Genomic DNA, 20,258 nt, shown 5'->3' on the forward strand with positions numbered 1-20,258 from the left:
GAGCACGCGTGAATCAGCCTGCCGAAACCCAGCCCCAGGTGAGTCTGGCGCAGTCCTCCCCCACTGTCGGCACGTTCCGTGAGCGGGGCGGTGCCCTGGAGTGGAGCGGCCGCCAGGAGACCCTCCGGATCGAACCGTGGGGTCCGGACGCGGTCCGGGTGCGCGCCCGGCTCGGCGGTCCGGTCCTGGAAGGACTCCCGGGCGCCCTGCTCGACGAGGCCCCCGCGACACCGTCCACGGTGAAGACCGAGGACGGCACCGGTCTGCTGACCGTCGGCGCACTCACCGTCGAGGTGAGCGCCGAGGGCCTGATCCGCTTCCTGCGGACCGAGGACTCCGAGGAAATCCTCGCCGAGGACCGCGCCCACTTCTGGTGGCCCGGCTCCCGCCTGTACACGGCGGTCGGCAACGGCCACCACCGCCTGGAGCAGCGCTTCGCCGCCTACGACGACGAGAAGCTGTACGGCCTCGGCCAGCACCAGCACGGGCGTTTCGACCAGAAGGGCCTGGTGCTGGACCTGGTCCAGCGCAACGCCGAGGTCGGCATCCCGGTGCTGACCTCCAGCCGCGGCTACACGCTGCTGTGGAACAACCCGGCCATCGGCCGCGTGGAGCTGGCCCACAACGGCACGCGGTGGGTCGCCGACTCGGCCCGGCAGATCGACTACTGGATCACGGCGGGCGACCCGGCCGCCGGCCAGCGCCGCTACAGCGCGGTGACCGGCCGCAGCCCCATGCTGCCCGAGTGGGCGGCGGGCTTCTGGCAGTGCAAGCTGCGCTACCGCACCCAGGACGAACTCATGGCGGTGGCCCGGGAGTACAAGCGGCGGGGACTGCCCATCTCCGCGATCGTCTGCGACTTCTTCCACTGGACGCACCTCGGCGACTGGAAGTTCGACCCGAAGGAGTGGCCCGACCCCGCGGCGATGGTGCGGGAGCTGGAGGAGCTCGGCATCAAGCTCGTGGTGAGCGTCTGGCCGTCGGTGTCGCCGCTGAGCGAGAACCACCCGGTGCTGGAGCAGCGCGGCTGGTTCATCGGCACCCAGTACGGTCCGATGGCGCACGCCGACTGGCCCGACAAGGAGGTCGCCTCCACGGTGCAGGTCGCCTTCTACGACGCCACCAATCCGGAAGCCCGGGAGTTCGTGTGGTCGAAGGTGAAGGAGAACTACCTCGACCCGTACGGCATCACGGCGTTCTGGCTGGACGCGTGCGAGCCGGAGCTGAAGCCGGGCTTCCAGGAGAACCTGCGCTACTGGGCGGGACCGGGCCTGGAGGTCGGCAACGCCTACCCGGCGGAGAACGCCCGCACCTTCTACGAGGGCCTGGCCGCCACCGGCGAGGAGGAGATCGTCACCCTCAACCGCTCGGCGTGGGCGGGCAGTCAGCGCTACGGCGCCGCCCTGTGGTCCGGTGACATCGGCACGGACTTCCCGACCCTGCGCCGCCAGATCGCGGCCGGCCTCAACACGGCGCTGTCGGGCATCCCGTGGTGGAACACGGACATCGGCGGCTTCCACGGCGGCGACCCGGACGACCCTGCGTACCGGGAGGTGATGGTCCGCTGGTTCCAGTTCGGCGCGCTGTCCCCGCTGATGCGGCTGCACGGCTTCCGCGACCCGGGCATGCCGCTGGGCCCGGCGATGACGGGCGGCCCGAACGAGGTGTGGTCCTACGGCGAGGAGGCCGGGGCGATCCTGGAGCGGTACCTGCGGCTGCGCGAGCGGCTGAAGCCGTATGTGCTGGACGTGATGCGGGCGGCCCACGAGGAGGGCCTGCCGGTGATGCGGCCGCTGTTCCTGGAGTTCCCGGACGACCCGGGAGCCTGGTCGGTCGACGACTCCTACCTGTTCGGTCCCGATCTGCTGGTCGCACCGGTGCTGACGGCCGGCGCCACCGCCCGTACGGCGTACCTTCCCGCGGGGGCGTCGTGGACGGACGCGTGGACGGGTGAGACGTACGGGGGCGGGCGGACCGTGACGGTCGACGCCCCGCTGGACCGGATCCCGCTGTTCCTGCGGGACGGGGCGGAGTTGCCGATCGCGGCATGACCCCAGGTGTGCGGCCGGTCCCCGCGAGGGCAGGGACCGGCCGCGTTCTCATCAGGTCAGCGGCAGACGGAGGGCAGCGCGCGGGCCAGGGCCCGGGTGTGCAGGGCGTCGAGGTGCTTCTCGTGGTGGACTTGGAGACCAGCGAGCGCCAGTTCGGGGCGGCAGGTGAGGGCGCCGCGGTCCGCGGAGGTGCCGGCGAGGGCTTCGACGAGCGCGCCGGTGACCTGGTTGATCTTCTGCCGTACGACGTTCAGGTCCGGCTTGGTCGTCGGGGCCTCGCCGGGATGGTCGGTCCAGCGCTGGAACAGGCCCCGCTGGACGACCTTGTTGGCCTCGATCTGGTCACGGAAGATCGCACGGATCTCGTCCGGGTCGGCGCCGAGCTGCTGGGCCCGGTCGCCCACGTCGTCGAGGACCTGCTGTTCGCGGGCGGGGTCGTCGATGGGGCTGTCGGTGCCCCATTTGGCGGCGGCGACCAGGTCGGCGGTGGCCAGGCGTTCGGCGGCGAGCTCGACGACGGAGTGCAGAGGGGACAGGGAGCGGGCGGCGGCGCGGGGGGCCGTCGTGGTGCCGGAGAACGGAACCGCGACCGCGGAACCCGTCGCCGTGAGGACGACGGCCGCGGTCGCGGTCACGGTGATCAGGGCACGTCGGAGGGGGGTGGTACGCATGCCCCCATCAAACCCGACGTTTCCCCATGATCAGGTCAACTGCTGCTCACGGTCAGGTTGTTGGTGGTGAAGTTCAGCCCGCCGGACGACGAGGTGACCTCGTAGCCGAACTGCACGTCACCGATCGTCTCGTTGCCCATCCACTTCTTGGTGTCCTTGATCCACTTCAGGATCGACAGGATGTTCACGGTGCCGGAGCTGGAGTTGGAGGTGCGGATGAACGAGAACACCTCGTTGGAGCCGTTGGTGCCCTTGAACACGTTCCAGGAGTGGCCGCCGAGGCTGACGCTGCCCTGCGAGGTGCCGAGCGGGCCGACGGGTCCGGTCTTGTTGACCCAGAGCATGATCTCGTAGTCGTGGTCCGTGTCCCAGATGTCGTAGGACGTGTTGTACGCGCCGGACGACGGGACGCTGACGTTGTAGCTGCTGGAGAGTGAGCCCAGCGAGGTGATCGGCTTGTTGATCGCCTTCGTCTGGTTCGGGTAGGACTTGATGCCGCCGGTGTTGGGGTGGTTGGCCCAGATCCCCCAGTTCGTGCCGGAGTTGGCCCAGATGCACTGGCTGCCGGCGCCGGAGCCCCAGATGTTGTTGTAGAGCGTGTAGCCGTTCAGGTTGGTCTGGCCCCACTGGTCGCAGGTGTTCCAGACGGCGGCGGAGGCGGGGGCGGAGGCGAGGCCGATCGTGGCGCCGAGCGCCAGGGCGGGAGCCAGCAGGGCCTTGGTGACCCTGCTCAGCGTGCTTGATGCCATGGTGTCCCTTCCATGGGTGGGGGGGTGGGGGGAACTACCACGCCCTCAGGGTGAGGACGTGGTCTTCTCCGGCGACCAGGTGGAGGGATTCTGCGCCGGAGGAAGTCCGCAGTTCGACGCGGTGGGTGCGGCCGGGTCTGATGACGGCGGTGGCACCGTCCCGCGTCCAGGTGAGGTCGAGCTCGGCCCCGAAGCGGGTGCGCACCCCGCGCAGGGCGCCCTCGGGGTACGTCGCCGGCAGCGCGGGCAGCAGGACCAGCCGGTCGGGGGTCGACCGGACGAGCATCTCGATCAGCACGGCGGGCAGGGTGTGCGCCGCGTCGGCGTTGTAGACGTCGCGGCCGGGGTAGTGCGCGCTCATCAGGGAGGCGTGGAAGAAGTCGCCGTCCAGGACCTGGCCGAGGGCCTGGGCGACACGGTCCGCGTCCCCGAGCCGGGCCGCGATCAGGGCATGGTGCAGATGCCCGTGCGCGGAGTCGTTCCCGGCGCCGCGCAGTTCGAGGGCGCGGTGGGCCGCGGCGGCGAGTCCGGGGCTGTCGTAGGGGGTGATCTCGTCGAGCGGCCACACGCCGTACAGGTGGCTGAGGTGGCGGTGGTCGTAGGAGTCCCCGAGGCCGGGCCACGCCCATTCGGCCAGGGCTCCGTCCTCGTTGATCCGGTGCGGCGGGAGCCGGTCGGAGAGGGCGCGCCAGCGGGCGGCGTCCGGAGTGTCCGGGTGGTAGGCCGCCGCCGTGCGCAGGGCGTGGCGGGCCGCGGAGAGGTCCATGGCGGCATTGACCGTGCCCCAGCTCGCGCCCACCGGGCGGTTCTCGGGCGAGTAGGAGGGCACGACGACGAGGTGGCCGTTCTCGTCGGTCCTGGTGAGGAAGTCCTCGTAGAACAGGGCGACTTCGGCGAGGGCGGCGGCGGTGCGGGGGTCGCGGGCGCCATGGGTCTCGTCGTGGTCGACGAGCGGCTTGAGCAGCCAGTCGGCGCCGGCGGTCCACAGGTGGAGCGGGTACTCGCGGCTGAAGTGGTAGGAGTGGCCGGACTCGCCGTCGGTGTGGGCGGGGGCGACGACGCCCCGGGCGCCGAAGATCACGCGGGCGTTGTCACGCCAGTCGGGCAGCAGACGCTGGATCAGCCTCGCGTGGGCCTCGGTGACCTCGGGGAGAGCCGCGGCGGCGGACGAGGCGGTCTGCAGGTTGAGGTTGGCGTCGTTGGTGAACGCGCCCGACCAGGCGGTGTTCCAGTCGCCGGTCCACAGCCCGGTCAGGCGGGGCGGGAAGAGGCCGCTCGCGGAGAGCAGGTGGTAGCGCCCGGCGGCGAAGAGGCGCTCCGGCAGGGCGGTGCTGCGTGGCCGCTCGAGCAGCTCCGTGCCCGGCCGGGCGCGGTCGGCGGGGTCGGCCGCGAGGTCGAGGGTGACGCGTTCGTAGGCGGTGCGGTGCAGGGCGGTGTGGCGTTCGAGCAGTTCGTCGTAGGCGGTGGGCAGGTCGCGCAGGGCACGGCCTTCGGCGACCACGTCGAGTTCGCCGGTGTGCCGGTGCACCCGGGTGAGGAGCAGCACGGACCGGGCGCCCTCGATGTGCGCGCCCGGGGGCACGAGGGTGGTCGTGCCCCCGGTGACGACGATCTGGGTGACGCCGGTGCAGGCCCGGTCGCTGTCCGGGTAGCGGGCGCGCAGGCTGAGCAGAGCGCCCTCGGGGGTGAGGACCGCTCCGTGGCCGATGCCCAGTCGGGCGGGGGCACCGGGCAGCCGGGGGTCGAGGTCGACGGCGAGGGTGAGACCGGGTCCCGCGACGTGCTGGACGATGACGTCGTCGGCGCGGGAGACGAAGACCCGGCTCACCCGGCCGGCGCAGGTCGCGCTCACCACTCCGGTGGTGAAGTCGACGTCCCGGCGGTAGTCGTGGCCGCCGTCCGGGGGCCCGGCCAGCCGGACCTGGAAGGCGGGGTGGAAGGGCTGCACCCACTGCAGGGGGCGGCCGTCCGTGAAGTCCTCGGCGGCGGTCGTGTCGCCCGCCAGGAGGCGGTCCTGCAGCCCGGGCAGGCCGTCGGCGAGCTGCGGGGGCCGGGGGTCCCGGCCGCCGGGCCGCACCAGGGTGTGATGCGTGACGACGACCCGTTCGGCGTGCGGAGGGCCGAACACCAGGGCACCGTGCCTGCCGTTGCCGCTGAGGAAGCCGTCCTCCCAGCGGGCGGCCGGCAGTGGCTCCCAGGTGCCGTGGACGGGCCCGGAGCCGGTCATGGCCGCAGCACCGCCGCCCCGTGGCGGCCGAGGGTGACCCGGTCGGTGACGTCCGTTGCGGTCAGCAGGTCGTGGTGGGTGCCGGGCACCTCCACGGTCACCGGCTCGCGGCCGTGGTTGAGCAGGAACAGCACCTCGCCCCGGCGTACGGCCTCGACGTGCCCGGGCAGACCGTCGAGCTCCGGCCGGACGCCCGCGCCTGCGGCGATCGAGGCCAGCAGGTCGCGCAGCGCCTCGGGCTCCGGGAGCGTGGAGACGTACCAGGCGCGGCCCTTGTGCAGGACGGCCGGCATGCCGTCGAGTTCGCCGCCCTTGTAGCAGGTCGTGCCGTCGGGATCGGCGGGCTCGATCTCCTCGGACCACAGCGTGCCCCGGAAGCCCTCGCAGGCCACGGTCTCCCCCGCGTCCAGCGGCCACCATTCGTGCAGCGTGCGGATGCCGAACAGGGCGCGCAGCCGGGCGTCCATGCCCCCGGGCCGCACCCGGTCGTCCTGGTCGGCGACACCGGTCAGGAAGCCGCAGACGAGGGTGCCGCCCTGCCGCACGTAGGCGAGGAGGTTGTCGATCGCGGCGTCCGTGAGGGCGTACAACTGCGGTACGACGACCAGCGGATACCGCGTCAGGTCGTGCTCGGGGTGGGCGAAGTCGGTGGTGAGGTGGATCTGCCACAGGGCCCGGTGCCAGGCACGCAGCACGTCCGGGTACTCCACCTGGCTGGAGAGGCGGCCGTCCTGGGCACCGGCCCACCAGGAGTGCCAGTCGTGCAGGACGGCGACGCCCGCGGTGAGGTGCCGGCCGGTCACCTCGGGGGCGATGCGTTCCAGGTCGGCGCCGAGCCGTTTGACCTCCTGGTACGTGCGGCCCTCGGCCCCCGCGTGGCTGACCATGCCGGAGTGGAACTTCTCCGCGCCCTGCCGGGACTGGCGCCACTGGAAGTAGCAGACGGCGTCGGCGCCCCGGGCCACGGCCTGCAGGGACCACAGCCGGTTGAGGCCGCGGGGCTTGGGGTGGTTCACACCCCGCCAGTTGACCGGCCCGGCCGCCTGCTCCATCAGCATCCAGGGCCCGCGGGCCTGGGAGCGGGTCATGTCCTGGACGAGGGCGCCGTACTGTGCGCCGAGCGGATCACGCGGGTCGGGGTAGAGGTCGACGGAGACGACGTCCTCCTCCTCGGCCCAGCGCCACGCGTCCTGCCCGAACCACAGCGGCATGAAGTTGCTGGTGACCGGCAGATGCGGGGTGTGCCGCCGGACGATGTCCCGCTCGGCGGTGTAACACTCCAGGAGCATGTCGGAGGTGAACCGGCGGAAGTCCAGGACCTGGCCGGGGTTGCGCAGGTAGTGGGGCAGCCGGGGCGGCAGGATGCCGTCCCAGGTGTCGTAGCCCTGGCTCCAGAAGGCGGTGCCCCAGGCCTCGTTGAGGGCGTCGAGCGTGCGGTGCTTCTCGCGCAGCCACCGTCGGAAGGCGGCAGCTGCCTCGTCGCCGTGGTCGTAGGTGCAGTACTCGTTGTTGATGTGCCACATGGTGAGGGCCGGGTGGCCGGCGTAGCGGGCGGCCAGGTCCTCGGTGATGGCGGCGGCGTAGCGCCGGTAGGTGGCGCTGGAGTGCGAGAAGTGCTGCCGGCCGCCCCACCACTCGGTGCGGCCGTCCTCGGTGACGGGCAGGGTGTCGGGGTGCAGCCGGCCCATCCAGGGCGGGGGCGAGGAGGTGGGGGTGGCGAGGACGACGCCGATGCCGTTGTCGTGCATCAGGTCCATCACCGTGTCCAGCAGGCCGAACTCGCGTGCCCCCGGTTCCGGTTCGAGCGTCGACCAGGAGAACACACCGAGGGTGACGGAGTTGACGCCGGCGTCCTTCATCAGCCGGACGTCCTCGTGCCAGGTCTCCTCGGGCCACTGCTCCGGGTTGTAGTCGCCGCCGAAGAGGAGCCGGCCCCGGGTGGCGTCGCCCGGCCCGGGCCGTTTCCCCTCGCTCATCGGACGGGTTCCCCGTACTGCACGCCGCGTCCGTTGCTGGCGATGTACACGCGGCCGTACACGCGCGGGTCCCCGGTGACGGCGGCTCCGATCCAGCCCCACTGGTGCCGGTCGTCGTTGATCCGCGTCCAGGTCTTCGCCTCGTCGTCGGAGCGGTAGACGGCCGTGATGGTCTCCGTGGCGCCGACCATGTAGATCGCCGGGTAGGAGGCGCCCTCGGCGGCCTTGCCGAACCCGAGCGTGTACGAGGCCCAGCAGCTGCTCACCTTGGTGAAGGTCGCGCCGCCGTCGGTCGAGCGGTACAGCCCGTTCCACTTGAGGCTCAGCCACAGGTCACCGGAGCGCCCCGGCGCCGCGACCAGCTGGAACTCGCTGTCGCCGGAGTTCAGGCCGGTGGCCCGGGCGGTGAAGGTCCGGCCGCTGTCGGTACCGGCGAAGAGCGTGCCGGTGGTGGTGTCGAAGGCGTAGAAGCGGGCCGGGTCGACGGGGTCGGCGACGGGCACGGCGCCCTTGGGGAAGGAGCCGGTCTCGGACCACGTGACGCCGTTGTCCGCGGAGCGGTAGCCCGGGTTGGCCGTGCCGAAGGACCACAGCAGCACGCTGCCGTCGGCGTTGGTGGCGATCGGGCCGGGCGCGGACTTGGCGACGGGGGGCTGGGTCGCGAAGGGGGCCCAGGTCCTGCCGCCGTCGTCGGAGAAGGCGCCGTTCCCGTGGTCCCCCCAGCCGGACCGGACCACGTAGGACGGTCTGGCCGCGGCCATCGACAGGCCTGTCGCCGTGCTGAACACCGGGTTCGACGCCATGCCGCGCGCGGGGGACGCCGTGAGCCGCTCGTGGTACATCACGCCGATGTCCCCGCAGCCGCTGAGCAGGTGCGCCTTGCCGGCCGGGGGCGAGATCAGATGCCGTACGGACGCCTCCTCCACTCCGCGGATCTGCGGGGCCCAGTGCTTGAGGTCACGGGTGCCGTAGAGGGTGGCGCCGGTGCCGTACACGACGTGCCGGGAGTCGAACGGGTCGAGCCCGACGGCCTGGATCCACCAGCCGAACTTGGGCTTGTCGGCGCCGAAGGTGAGGTAAGGCGTCTCGGAGACGTCGAGGACGGCCTTTTCCTTGAGGGACGTCCAGGTGCGGCCGCCGTCGGTGGTCCGGTACAGGGTGTCCACCAGCGACCAGCGGTTGTTGGTGGCGACGACGACGGTGCCCGGGCGCCGGGCGTCGACGGCGATGCCGCCGTAGGCGAAGGTGTCGGTCCCGCCGTCGCCCGTGGGCCCGCCGGGCTTCGCCGGGGTGACCTCGGTCCACTTCCCGGTCGCCGTCCGCAACTTGTGCACGCTGCCGTCGGTCTGGCCGTTGGGGCCGGGGGCGTCTCCGTAGGTCACGTACAGCTCGCGGGTGTGCCGGTCGTACGCGGCCCGGACCGGCACCCTGGCGGCGGTGCCGGTGGGCTGCCCGGGGACGGCCTGCCAGGTGGTGCCGTCGGACGTGCGGTACAGACTGGGCTTTTCGGCGGTGCCGTCGGAGTCACCCCAGCCGGCGTAGACGCTGCGGCCGGCGGCGACCAGGAGGGTGATGCCCTGGCCGGTGGCGCCCGGGGCGGCCGGGAAACTCACGGCCTGCCAACTGGCGCCCCGGTCGGTCGACTTGAGCAGCCCGTCGTGCCGGGTGCCCAGCCACAGGGTGTCGCTGTCCCGCGGGTCGACGAGCAGCCGTTCACCGCAGCCGCGGCCGTCCTCGTTGGCCCCGAGCTTCACGGTGAGGTCGGTGCGCTGCCAGGTGGCCCCCCGGTCCTCGGACCGCAGCACGGCGCCGTTGCCTGCCCAGGACTGTGTGTACGTGCCGAGGGCGAGGTAGACGCGGTTCGGGTGTGCCGGGTCGACGGCCATGGCCTCCACGCCGAGCAGGTTCCAGTCGTCCCAGCCGATGTGGTCGGTCAGCGGGATCCACCGGTCGGCCCGGTCGTCCCAGCGGTAGGCGCCTCCGATGTCGGTGCGGAGATAGGCGAGTCCCTCGACGGAGGGGTGGAACAGCACGCCGGTGACGAATCCCGTGCCGCCCTGGACGGCGTTGCGCCAGCGGTATCCGCTCTGCGCGGGGGTGGCGGCGGCCCGGGCCTGCCCCTGGGTCAGCGGCAGGGAGACGGCCGCGGCGGCGGCAGCGGTCCCGGCGAGAACGGCACGTCTGGAGAGGCTGGACGCATGCATGACACACACCTCGTCGTTGTGTGAGGTTGGGGGGAGGGAAGCGCCCTGAAGGGGCGCGGGGAACTGCGCGACCGGCCACAACGCTGCCCGCGGCCGCCGGACGACAGGAGCACCCACCGGGTGGGCGTCGGGCTCAGCCCTTGACGGCCCCGGTGAGCATGCCCTTCCTGAAGTGCTTCTGGACGAAGGGGGACAGCACGGCGACCGGCAGCAGGGCCATCACCATCACAGCCATCTGCACCGCCAGCCCCGACAGCTGTCCCGTCTTGATGGCCTGCCCCAGTCCCACCGGGGCCTCCTGCTTCTGCACCAGCTGGATCATGACGTTCTGCAGCGGCATCATGTCCTGGTCGTTCAGGTACAGCGACGCGTTGAACCAGGCACTCCAGTACCCGACGGCGTAGAAGAGCGTGATCACCGCGATCACGGCCCGGGACAACGGCACGACGATCTGCCACAGGATCCTGAAGTCACCGGCGCCGTCGATGCGTGCGCTGTCGACGAGTTCCTGCGATATCCCCATGAAGAACCCGCGCAGCACGAGGATGTTGAACACGCTCACCGCACTGGGCAGGATGAGCGCCAGATAGGTGTCCGTCAGCCCGAGGGTCTGCACCAGCAGGTACGTCGGGATGAGCCCGGCGCTGAAGAACATCGTCGCCAGCAGCGTCATCAGGATCCAGCGGTGCCCCAGCGACCCCGTCCGGGACAGCCCGTACGCGCACAGGACGGACACGGTCATCGAGAACAGCGTGCCGAGCAGGGTCACGAGAAGGCTGATGATCGTGGCCCGGGTGACCTGGCCGCCGCTCAGCAGTTCCTTGTACGCGACGAAGGTGATCCCCTTGGGCACCATCACCAGCCCGCCGGCCTCGTCGATGGTCCTGCGCGACGACAGGCTCGTCACGACGACGATCCACAGCGGGAAGAGGATGGCGAGGCAGGCCAGCGACAGTGCCAGGCCCTTGCCCGCGAGGCCGGCCCTGGACGGCTCCTCCTCCCAGGCCGGCCGGGGCGGGGCCTGCCACCGGCCCGGCTCGCTCACGGTTTTGTCGATGACGGCGGTCACTTCTTGTACACCCCCTGCTCGCCCATGAGATGGGCCACCTTGTTCGCGACGAGGACCAGTCCGAGGCTCACGACACCCTTGATCAGACCGGCCGCGGCCGCGTAGCTGAAGTCCTGGTTGCGCACGCCGTTCCACCACACGAAGGTGTCGAGCACCTCTCCCGCCCCCGGCCCCACGGCGTCGCGCTGCAGCAGGATCTGCTCGAAGCCGACGGTGAGGGCGTCACCGACGCGCAGCACCAGCAGCAGAGCGATCACCGGGCGCAGTGCGGGGAGGGTGACGTGCCACATCCGGCGCCAGCGGCTCGCGCCGTCCATCGCCGCGGCCTCGTAGAGGTCGGGGCTCACCGAGGCGAGCGCGGCGAGGAAGACGATGATTCCCCAGCCGACGTCCTTCCAGATGCTCTCCGCGGTGATCAGCAGGGGGAAGGTGCCCGGGTTGGTCATGATGTCGAGACCGTCGTACCCGTTCTGCCGCAGCAGTTGGGAGAGGATTCCCGCGCCGCCGAAGAGCTGCTGGAAGACGGCGATGACCAGCACCCAGGAGAAGAAGTGCGGCAGGTAGAGCACGGCCTGCGCGACCGCCCGCACCCGGGGCCTGATCACGCTGTTGATGAGCAGCGCGAGCAGGATCGGGATCGGGAAGAACAGCACGATCTGGAGGAAGAACAGCACCAGGGTGTTCTGGACGGCGTTCCAGAAGGCCGAGTCCTCGAAGATCCGCTGGAAGTTCTCCAGGCCCACGAAGGGACTGTTCAGGATGGAGACGGCGCCGTTGTCGCTGATGTACGGGTCGTACTCCTGGAACGCGACGACGTTGCCGAGGATCGGCACGTAGTTGAAGAGCAGGATCAGACCCAGGGCCGGCAGGGTCATCAGAAGCAGCAGCCGGTCGCGTCTGAACCTGACCTTGAGGCTCAGCCTGCCCGTCGGGCGCTCGCCCGCGGAGCCGGTGGCACCGCCGGGGGCCACCGGGTTCCCGGGGCGCGGAATCTTCGTTGTCGCCTCGGCACTGCTGCGAGGCACCGTGCTGTGGGACACGGCCTTCTCCTTGCCTCGAACCCGGGTCAGTTGGCCGCGCTGCCGTTCTCGTCGAGGATCTTCTGGTACCAGTCGCGCAGCTTGTCGCCGCCCTTGCTCTTCCAGTCGGAGACGAACTGCTGCATGTCGCTGATCTTCTTGCGGCCGCGGACGATGTCGTCCTCCAGCTGCTCGGCGTCGTTGGAGAGGTTCGTGTACCGGGCGGGCTCGGTGATCTGCATGCCCCAGAAGGAGGACTTCCTGGCGAAGGCGCCCATCCGCTGCTCCCACTCGACCTGGCCCTTGGCGACGTCGGGGAAGTCCGGGTGGGCGAGGGTCGCGGCGGGGCTCGCGACCATGACGTAGGCGTTCATCACCTCGATGTTGCCCTTGTCGGTCTTGACGGGGACGCCGTCCTTGACTGTGTAGTGGGTGCCTTCGACGCCGTAGTTGGTCATCATGTACTCCTTGGTGCCGTACGGCGCCGCGGTGACGTTGGCGACGGCCAGCACGTCGCGGATGACCGACTCGGAGGCCTTCTTGTTGACGAAGGCGAAGATGCCGGCGGGCTGTTCGGCCCACAGGCTGGGGTCGCCGCCGTCGTGGCCCCAGACGTCCATGCCCCAGATCTTGAAGTCGGGGTTCTGAGTGGCCTGTTCAGCGGTGCGGCCCCACCACTGGGAGATGTTGTTGGGGTAGATCAGGAACTCGCCCGCCGCGAACTTGGGGCCCGCGTCGGGGGCGTTCTTGCCCATCATGGAGTCGGGGTGGACGACCCCTGCGGCGAAGAGCTTGCGGGACCACTCCAGCGCCTCGAGGAACTCCTCGGTCTCGATGCGGTTGACGAGCTTGCCGTCGACGAGGTTCCAGCCGAGCGGCTTCTCACTGCCCGAGAGCACACCGAAGGCCTGGAAGGCGGTCCACTTCATGTCCAGGCAGGCCCAGCGCTTGGCCTTGGCGTTGGTGATCTCCTTGGCCAGGGCCATGAACTCGTCGCAGGACTTCGGGACTTCGTAGCCCTCCTTCTCGAAGATGTCCTGCCGGTACAGCGGCACCATGGAGGGGGCGGACGGCGCCGGCATCGGCAGGCCGCGCAGCTTGCCGCCGAAGATGGAGCGCCGCCAGGCGTCGGTCGGGATCGCCGCGAGGTTCGGGTACTCCTTGACCTTGTCCCCGGAGAGGTGGGGGCCGAGGTCGGCGAACTTGCTGATGATGGCGCTGGGTATCTTGCCGCCCATGTTCCAGCCGGGCACCACCACGACGTCCGGGACGTCGCTGGAGGCGAGGACCGCGCCGAGCTTCTGGTCGTAGGTGTTGCCGTCCTGGTTCTGCCAGAAGACGTCGACGCCGATCAGCTCGTTCATCGCCTTGTAGTAGGCGTTGTTCTGCTTCGGCGGCGAGCCCCAGAACGGCGCCATGACGGTGACCTTGCCGCCCTTGCCGAGCTTCTTCGACACCGAGGTCTTCAGGCCGGCGAGGTCGAGCTTGCCGGTGAACCCGAGCGCGGAGCCGTTCTTCGACGGGATGTCCGGCTTCACCACGTTGCTGGCCACGTACGCGGGCAGGATCTTCTGGGCGTCCTTGCCCGACGTGGTGCCGTCCCGCGACCCACCCTCCGACCCGCCGCAGGCGGCGAGCAGCGGCATCCCGCCCGCCACGGCCGCGGTGGCGACCGCGGTGGAGGCGAGGAAACTTCTCCGGCTCGGTCCGGAGGAGGCGGAGGCGGCGTTCGGCGTCATTGCTTCAACCCTTCGTGGCGCACCAGGACACCCGGCGGAGAGCCGTCGGCTGTGGTGTCTCGAGTGGAACTGGCTGAGCGGAAGCGGGACTCCGACCAGAGGAATCTCTGCAGTCGAAGCGCTTCGATGTTGCTGTGAGGTTAAGTGAACACCCATAGGTGCACAAGGGTCGTTCCCAAACTTCCTCACCGGCATCAGAAGGGACCATTCCTCATGCCGGGCTTGAAGTGACGTCGCCCGTCCCTTGACACCCGGGGCGTCTCCGACCAGCATCGAAGCGCTTCGAAAGCGCCTCGCCGATCCATCGCAAGGGGATCCCCACGTGACCGTACACACGCCACCCATCGCACCGTTCCGTGATCCGCGGCTGCCGTTCGCGAAGCGCGTCGACGATCTGCTGGGGCGACTCACCCTCGACGAGAAGATCTCCTTCCTGCACCAGTTCACGCCCGCCGTCGACCGGCTCGGCGTCGCCGCCTTCCGCACCGGCCAGGAAGCGTTGCACGGCGTGGCGTGGATGGGCCCGGCGACGGTGTTCCCGCAGGCTGTCGGCCTGGGCGCGACCTGGAACCCGGAGCTGGTGCGGCGCGTCGGCGACGCGGTGTCCAAGGAGGTCCGCGCGATGCGCGCCAAGGACGACCGGGTCGGCCTGAACGTCTGGGCCCCGACGGTCAACCTGCTGCGCCACCCCCTGTGGGGCCGCAACGAGGAGGGCTACTCGGAGGACCCGAAGCTCACCTCGGCGATCGCCACGGCCTACACCCACGGTCTGCGCGGTGACCACCCCACCTACTGGCGCACCGCGCCCGTGCTGAAGCACTGGCTGGCCCACGACAACGAGACCGGCCGCGCCACCACATCGAGCTCGGTGCGCCCGCGTGTGCTGCACGAGTACGACCTGCGGGCCTTCCGCGAGACCGTCGAGGCGGGCGCGGTGGCCGGGGTGATGCCGGCGTACAACCTGGTCAACGGCCGCCCCAACCACGTCTCCCCGTACCTGGCCGAGCACCTGCGGACCTGGACCGACGAGGACCTGCTGGTCTGCTCGGACGCGGGGGCGCCGAGCAACCTCGTCGACGCCGAGCACTACTTCGGCACCCACGAGGAGGCCACCGCCGCCTCCCTCGTCGCGGGTGTCGACAGCTTCACCGACCACGGCACGGACTCCTCGCAGATGGTGGGGCGGCTGCGCGGGGCCCTGGAGCGCGGCCTGCTGACCGAGGCCGATCTGGACACGGCCGTCCGCCGCCAGCTCTCCGTGCGTTTCCGGCTCGGCGAGTTCGACCCGGAGCACGACCCGCACGGCGCCACCGGCGAGTTCGACACCCCGGCGCACCGGGCCCTCGCCCGGGAGGCGGCCGAGCAGGCGATCGTGCTGCTCAAGAACGACGGGGTGCTGCCGCTCGCCCCGGACACCCGGATCGCGGTGGTCGGGCTGCTCGCCGACGAGTGCAAGCTCGACTGGTACAGCGGCACCCTCATCCACCGCTCGACCCCGCTGGAGGGCCTGTACGAGCGGTTCGGCGCGCAGCGGGTGGAGTTCGCCGAGGGGGTGGACCGGGTCCGGCTGAGGACCTCCGCGGGCGCGTTCCTGCACGTGCCGGTGGTGGAGGACGCCGCCGACCAGGTGCGCGGCGCCGAGGGCGCGCTCGACCCGGCGCTGCTCGCGGGCCGCACCGACCTGCCCCCGCTCACCACGGACCTGGAGGGCACCGAGCTGGCGCTGATCGACTGGGGCGAGGGTGTGCTGACCCTGCGCGCGCCCGACGGCCGCTATCTCTCGGTCGCCGAGGACGGCTGCCTGCGCGCCTCCGCCGACCAGCCGGGCGGGTGGGTCGTGCAGGAGACGTTCCGCCTGGAACCGCACGGGGACGGGCACCTCCTGAAGCACCTGGGGACGGGTCGCCACGTGTGTGTCTCCGCCGACGGCGTGAAGGTTGCCGACGCGGATCCCGAGGTCTTCGAGCTGGTCGTCGCCGAGCGCGGCGAGGAGGCGGTGGCGCGGGCCGCGGCGGCGGCCGACGTGGTCGTGGTGGTCGCGGGCAACGACCCGCACATCAACGGCCGCGAGACCGAGGACCGTACGACCCTGTGCCTGCCGGGGCACCAGGAGCGGCTGCTGCGGGCGGCTCGGGCCGCGAACCGGGCCACCGTGCTGGTGCTGGTCTCCGCCTATCCGTACGCCGTCGATCCGGCCGAGCTGCCCGCCGTGCTGTGGACCGCGCACGGCGGCCAGGCGGCCGGCACCGCCCTGGCCCGCGTCCTGGCCGGTGACGTCTCCCCCGCCGGGCGTCTGCCGCAGACCTGGTACGCCGCCGACTCCGACCTGCCGGGCCTGCTCGACTACGACGTGATCGGCGCCCGCCAGACGTACCTGTACTTCGAGGGGACGCCCCTGTTCCCCTTCGGGCACGGCCTGTCGTACACGTCGTTCGCGTACGGCGGCCTGAGGGCCCGGGTCGAGGGCGAGAGGGTGCGCGTCTCGTTCTCCGTCACCAACACCGGCGACGTCACGGCCGACGAGGTGGCCCAGCTCTACACCCGGGCCGTCGACGCCTGCGTGCCGCGTCCACGCCGCGAGCTGCTGGACCACCGCCGCGTCACCCTCACCCCCGGGGCGAGGGCCGAGCTCGACTTCGACGTCCCGCTGAGTGCCTTCGCGTTCTGGGACGTCGCCCAGGACCGGTGGCGCGTGGAGCCGGGCGCTCACGAGCTGCTGGCCGGGGCGTCCGCCGAGGACGTCCGGCTGCGCGCGACGGTCACGCTCGACGGGGAGCCGGCCCTGCCGCGCGCGGTCCTCGCGAAGGGCCTGGCCGCGGCCGGGTTCGACGAGCAGAGCGGCATCGAGATCGTCGACCGGACGAAGGTCTCGGGCGACGCGGTGACACCGGGCGGCACGGAGGCGGCCGAACTGGTCTACCGGGCCTGCGACTTCGGCCGGGGGATCTCCGAGGTGACGGTGGAGGTGGCCGGGTCGGGCACGGTGGAGCTCTCCCTCGACGGCGGCCCGGCCCTGGCGGCGCTGTCGCCCGCCGCACCGACCTCGGGTCCGTACGACTACGTCTCGCTCGGCGCGGCCGTCGCCGCCGCGGGCGTCCACGACGTGCACCTCAGGCTGCGCGGCCCGCTGCGGCTCGCGCACGTCGGCTTCTCCGGCTGAGGGTCCGAAGCAGGCCGGCGCGAAGAAGGGGCCCGGCACCGGAAGGCATCGGTGCCGGGCCTCTTCACAGAGCTTATATGAAAATGGTTTCCATAAGCCAGGGGGTGGGGCGGATGCGGGTCAGAGGTCGATGCCGGTCAGCACCAGCACCCGCTCGTACGTGTAGTCCTCCATGGCGAACCGCACGCCCTCGCGGCCCACACCGGACTGCTTGACGCCGCCGTACGGCATCTGGTCGGCACGGTAGGACGGCACGTCGCCGACGACCACGCCGCCGACCTCCAGGGCCCGGTGGGCGCGGAAGGCGGTCTGCAGGTCGTGGGTGAACACGCCCGCCTGGAGGCCGTACTTGGAGTCGTTGACGGCGGCGAAGGCCGCGGCCTCGCCGTCCGCCTTCTGCACGGTGAGGACCGGCCCGAAGACCTCCTCGCAGGAGATCGTCACGTCGGCCGGGACCTCGGCCAGGACGGTCGGCGCGTAGGAGGCGCCGTCGCGCTTGCCACCGGTCAGCAGCCGGGCACCGGCGTCCACGGCCTCCCGCACCCACGTCTCGACGCGCTTCGCGGCGTTCTCGTCGACCAGCGGGCCGACGTCCGTCTTGTCGTCACCCGGGTCGCCGGTGACCTGGGCCTCGACGGCGGCGACGATGCGCGGCAGCAGCCGGTCGTACACCGAGGCGTCGGCGATGACCCGCTGCACGGAGATGCAGGACTGGCCGCCCTGGTAGTTGGAGAAGGTGGCGATGCGGTTCGCCGCCCGCTCCAGGTCCTCGTCGCTCGCCCAGTCGGCGAGGACGACGGCCGCGCCGTTGCCGCCCAGCTCCAGGGTGCAGTGCTTGCGCGGCACCGAGTCCATGATCGCGTAGCCGACCTTCTCGGAACCGGTGAAGGAGATCACGGGCAGGCGCTCGTCCTGCACGAGGGCGGGCATCTTGTCGTTGGCGACCGGCAGGATGCTCCAGGAGCCCGCGGGCAGCTCGGTCTCGGCCAGCAGGTCGCCGATGATCAGACCGGACAGCGGGGTCGCCGGGGCCGGCTTCAGGATGATCGGGGCGCCCGCGGCGATGGCCGGGGCGATCTTGTGGGCGCAGAGGTTCAGCGGGAAGTTGAAGGGCGCGATGCCGAGCACGACGCCCTTCGGGAAACGGCGCGTGAGGGCGAGCCGGCCCTGGCCGCCGAGGTCGGTGTCGAGGCGCTGGGCCTCGCCGCCGTTGAACCGCCGGGCCTCCTCGGCCGCGAACCGGAACACGGACACGGCCCGGCCGACCTCGCCGCGCGCCCACTTCAGCGGCTTGCCGTTCTCGGCGGAGATCAGCTGTGCGATCTCCTCGGTGCGCTCGGCCAGACGCCTGCTGACGTGGTCGAGGGCGGCGGCCCGGACGTGGGCGGGGGTGGCGGCGAACTCGTCCAGCGCGGCGTGCGCGGCGGCCACGGCCTCCTCGACCTGCGCGTCCGTCGGCACGCTCACCTTGCCCACGAGCCGCCCGTCCCAGGGGGAGGTGACGTCGAAGGTTTCCTCGCCGGTGGCCTGGCGGCCGGCGAGCCAGAAGGCGTGGGTGGAGGTCATGTGAGTTCCGGCCCTTCGGCGTTGGGGGTGATCCTGTGCTACGGGACCAACGGTAGGCGCGAGGTGGCCGAAGCACGTTTGTCCGAGCCGTAGCAGTAGGGGACGCAGATGCTCCGGTTTGGCTACTCAGTGGAGGCCGCCTTCAGGGCCAGCCACAGCTCCATCCGGACGTCCGGGTCGTCCAGGGACCGGCCGAGGATCTCCTCGACGCGGCGCATGCGGTAGCGCAGGGTGTGCCGGTGGACCCCGAGCTCGGCCGCCGCCGCGTCCCACTGGCCGTGCTTGGACAGCCAGGCGCGCAGGGAGGAGACGAGGTCTCCGCGACCGGTGGCGTCGTGCTCGTACAGCGGACGCAGCATGCCGTCGGCGAAGGCCCGTACGGCGTCGTCCGCCAGCAGCGGCAGCACCGATCCGGCAGCCATCCGCTCGTGCTCCACGAGGACCCGCCCGCGCCGCCTCGCCACCGACAGTGCCTGCTCGGCCTGCTTGTACGCGGCGGACGCGGCGATCGGCCCGGCCGGTGCCGACAGGCCGACGACGAGCTCGTCGTCCTCGCCGCCCGGCACCTTCTCGCGTACGCCGGCCCGGGCCGTCTCCAGGGCGGCCGCGTACTCCCCGCAGGCCGCCGCGGCGGCGCCGCCGTCCGCGGCCAGCACCACCAGCCGCTCCCCCTCCGGCACGACCAGCACGGCCTCACCGGCGCGGGCCGCCGCGGACTCCATGACGTCGGCGAGAACGGCGAGGGGGTCGCCGCCGGTGTCGGCCGCGGCGAGCGCGGCGGCCGAGGACCGCTCGGCGGGCGCAGCGCCCTTGCGCGCCCCGGCACGGGCCAGCGCGGCCGACGCCGACACCGGTACCCGCTCCGCGACCAGCATCCGGAACGGCGCGTCCAGCAGCTCGCCGTACAGGTCCCCGGCGACGGCGCGGGCGTGGTCCGGCTCACCGGCCAGCAGCATGCGCAGCACCGCCGCCCCGACGCGCTGCTCGGCCGCCTGGAGGGACCGGGAGCGTTCCGTGGTCAGGGTCAGCAGCGCGATGGCGGAGTGGACGGCGTAGCGCTCGGCGGTGCCCGGGGCGGCGGCCGTGCCCACGGCGAGGGCCGCGCGCGGGCGACGGCCGGTGCCTATGGTGTGCAGCTCGACCCGGTCCTCGTTCTCCGGGCCGCCGGCCACGGAGGAGGCGGGCGCGGGGCGGTCCCGCAGCTTCTGCACGTCCCCGGTGAGCCGCGCGGCGCGGCGCCCCGCCCACTCCGGTGCCGTGGCGACGACCGCGCCCGAGGCGTCGTACAGCGCCGCCCAGCCGTCGACCTGCGCGGCCAGCGCGGCCAGGAGCCCCTCCGGGCCGCCGGTCTGGGCCTGCCGGGTCAGTTCGCGCTGGGCGGCGAACCCGGCGGTGACGGCCCGGTACTGGTCGGCGGCGATCGCGGCGGAGACGGCCTTGCTGATGGCGAGGAACGGCGTGCGGCGCGGCACCTCCAGCAGCGGCAGGCCCTCCTTCCCGGCCGCGTCGACGAGCGCCTCGGGGATCTCCTCGTAGTTGACGCCGACGGCGAAGCCCAGCCCGACCACTCCGGCCCCGGCCAGCCGGTGGACGTAGCGGCGCATGGCCTCCGGGGCCTCGGCGTCCAGCTTGAGCGCGGTGATCAGCAGCAGTTCGCCGCCCTCCATGTAGGGGACGGGGTCGGCGAGCTCGCTGACGTGCGCCCAGCGGACCGGCACGTCGAGGCGGTCTTCGCCCGCCCGCACGGTCAGTTTCAGCGCGGAGTGGTGGACGAGCGAGGCGAGCGTCGGGGGCATGAGGCCTTCTGCGTCAGGGCTGTGTGATCTC

General features: G+C 71.8%; 12 protein-coding genes. 2 read left to right on the top strand and 10 right to left on the bottom strand.

Features of this window, described 5'->3' with window-relative positions:
* Positions 1–8 precede the first annotated feature (8 nt).
* A complete protein-coding gene (locus tag ACFCXS_RS04175) occupies positions 9–2,051 on the top strand; it encodes a TIM-barrel domain-containing protein (protein WP_376641550.1) in 2,043 nt (680 codons plus the stop codon).
* 56 nt (positions 2,052–2,107) lie between these two features.
* Here the strand turns inward: ACFCXS_RS04175 and ACFCXS_RS04180 are convergent, their stop codons facing one another.
* The 8 genes from ACFCXS_RS04180 to ACFCXS_RS04215 all read right to left on the bottom strand — a co-directional run bounded on the left by ACFCXS_RS04180 (position 2,108) and on the right by ACFCXS_RS04215 (position 13,705).
* The gene (locus ACFCXS_RS04180; protein ID WP_376641551.1) at positions 2,108–2,722 is read right to left on the bottom strand and encodes a chorismate mutase; all 615 of its coding nucleotides are present in this window, start codon (positions 2,720–2,722) and stop codon (positions 2,108–2,110) included.
* A 35-nt stretch (positions 2,723–2,757) separates the two neighbouring features.
* A complete protein-coding gene (locus ACFCXS_RS04185) occupies positions 2,758–3,471 on the bottom strand; it encodes a hypothetical protein (RefSeq protein WP_376641552.1) in 714 nt (237 codons plus the stop codon).
* 34 nt (positions 3,472–3,505) lie between these two features.
* Positions 3,506–5,698: a glycoside hydrolase N-terminal domain-containing protein gene (locus ACFCXS_RS04190; protein ID WP_376641553.1), complete on the bottom strand. Its 2,193-nt coding sequence runs from the start codon at positions 5,696–5,698 to the stop codon at positions 3,506–3,508.
* Positions 5,695–7,674, bottom strand: a complete 1,980-nt coding sequence (locus ACFCXS_RS04195) for a beta-galactosidase (RefSeq protein ID WP_376641554.1) — start codon at positions 7,672–7,674, stop codon at positions 5,695–5,697. Before ACFCXS_RS04195 ends, ACFCXS_RS04190 begins: the two co-directional genes overlap by 4 nt.
* Positions 7,671–9,878 carry a WD40/YVTN/BNR-like repeat-containing protein gene (locus ACFCXS_RS04200; RefSeq protein WP_376641555.1) on the bottom strand — a complete coding sequence of 736 codons (2,208 nt, stop codon included), beginning with the start codon at positions 9,876–9,878 and terminating at the stop codon, positions 7,671–7,673. Before ACFCXS_RS04200 ends, ACFCXS_RS04195 begins: the two co-directional genes overlap by 4 nt.
* A gap of 133 nt (positions 9,879–10,011) precedes the next feature.
* Positions 10,012–10,947 (bottom strand): carbohydrate ABC transporter permease, encoded by a 936-nt coding sequence (locus ACFCXS_RS04205; RefSeq protein ID WP_376641556.1) that lies wholly within the window; start codon positions 10,945–10,947, stop codon positions 10,012–10,014.
* Positions 10,944–11,987 carry an ABC transporter permease gene (locus ACFCXS_RS04210; RefSeq protein WP_376641557.1) on the bottom strand — a complete coding sequence of 348 codons (1,044 nt, stop codon included), beginning with the start codon at positions 11,985–11,987 and terminating at the stop codon, positions 10,944–10,946. The genes ACFCXS_RS04205 and ACFCXS_RS04210 overlap by 4 nt, the downstream gene beginning before the upstream one ends.
* Positions 11,988–12,013: 26 nt before the next feature.
* A complete protein-coding gene (locus ACFCXS_RS04215; RefSeq protein ID WP_376641558.1) occupies positions 12,014–13,705 on the bottom strand; it encodes an extracellular solute-binding protein in 1,692 nt (563 codons plus the stop codon).
* 322 nt (positions 13,706–14,027) lie between these two features.
* Here ACFCXS_RS04215 and ACFCXS_RS04220 point away from each other — a divergent pair, with 322 nt between their 5' ends.
* Positions 14,028–16,865 (top strand): glycoside hydrolase family 3 C-terminal domain-containing protein, encoded by a 2,838-nt coding sequence (locus ACFCXS_RS04220; RefSeq protein WP_376641559.1) that lies wholly within the window; start codon positions 14,028–14,030, stop codon positions 16,863–16,865.
* Between the two features lie 120 nt (positions 16,866–16,985).
* Here the strand turns inward: ACFCXS_RS04220 and ACFCXS_RS04225 are convergent, their stop codons facing one another.
* Both ACFCXS_RS04225 and ACFCXS_RS04230 read right to left on the bottom strand, forming a co-directional pair.
* Positions 16,986–18,431 (bottom strand): aldehyde dehydrogenase family protein, encoded by a 1,446-nt coding sequence (locus tag ACFCXS_RS04225; protein WP_376641560.1) that lies wholly within the window; start codon positions 18,429–18,431, stop codon positions 16,986–16,988.
* Between the two features lie 122 nt (positions 18,432–18,553).
* Positions 18,554–20,227 (bottom strand): PucR family transcriptional regulator, encoded by a 1,674-nt coding sequence (locus tag ACFCXS_RS04230; protein ID WP_376641561.1) that lies wholly within the window; start codon positions 20,225–20,227, stop codon positions 18,554–18,556.
* Between the last annotated feature and the right edge of the window lie 31 nt (positions 20,228–20,258).

The organism is Streptomyces sp. NPDC056373 (genome assembly GCF_042262425.1).
Taxonomy (GTDB): Bacteria; Actinomycetota; Actinomycetes; order Streptomycetales; family Streptomycetaceae; genus Streptomyces.

Excerpts from the sequence above, each read along its gene's own strand:
- ACFCXS_RS04200 (WP_376641555.1), bottom strand. The coding sequence starts at position 9,878 with ATGCATGCGTCCAGCCTCTCCAGACGTGCCGTTCTCGCCGGGACCGCT.
- ACFCXS_RS04185 (WP_376641552.1), bottom strand. The coding sequence starts at position 3,471 with ATGGCATCAAGCACGCTGAGCAGGGTCACCAAGGCCCTGCTGGCTCCC.
- ACFCXS_RS04230 (WP_376641561.1), bottom strand. The coding sequence starts at position 20,227 with ATGCCCCCGACGCTCGCCTCGCTCGTCCACCACTCCGCGCTGAAACTG.
- ACFCXS_RS04215 (WP_376641558.1), bottom strand. The coding sequence starts at position 13,705 with ATGACGCCGAACGCCGCCTCCGCCTCCTCCGGACCGAGCCGGAGAAGT.
- ACFCXS_RS04190 (WP_376641553.1), bottom strand. The coding sequence starts at position 5,698 with ATGACCGGCTCCGGGCCCGTCCACGGCACCTGGGAGCCACTGCCGGCC.
- ACFCXS_RS04195 (WP_376641554.1), bottom strand. The coding sequence starts at position 7,674 with ATGAGCGAGGGGAAACGGCCCGGGCCGGGCGACGCCACCCGGGGCCGG.
- ACFCXS_RS04180 (WP_376641551.1), bottom strand. The coding sequence starts at position 2,722 with ATGCGTACCACCCCCCTCCGACGTGCCCTGATCACCGTGACCGCGACC.
- ACFCXS_RS04225 (WP_376641560.1), bottom strand. The coding sequence starts at position 18,431 with ATGACCTCCACCCACGCCTTCTGGCTCGCCGGCCGCCAGGCCACCGGC.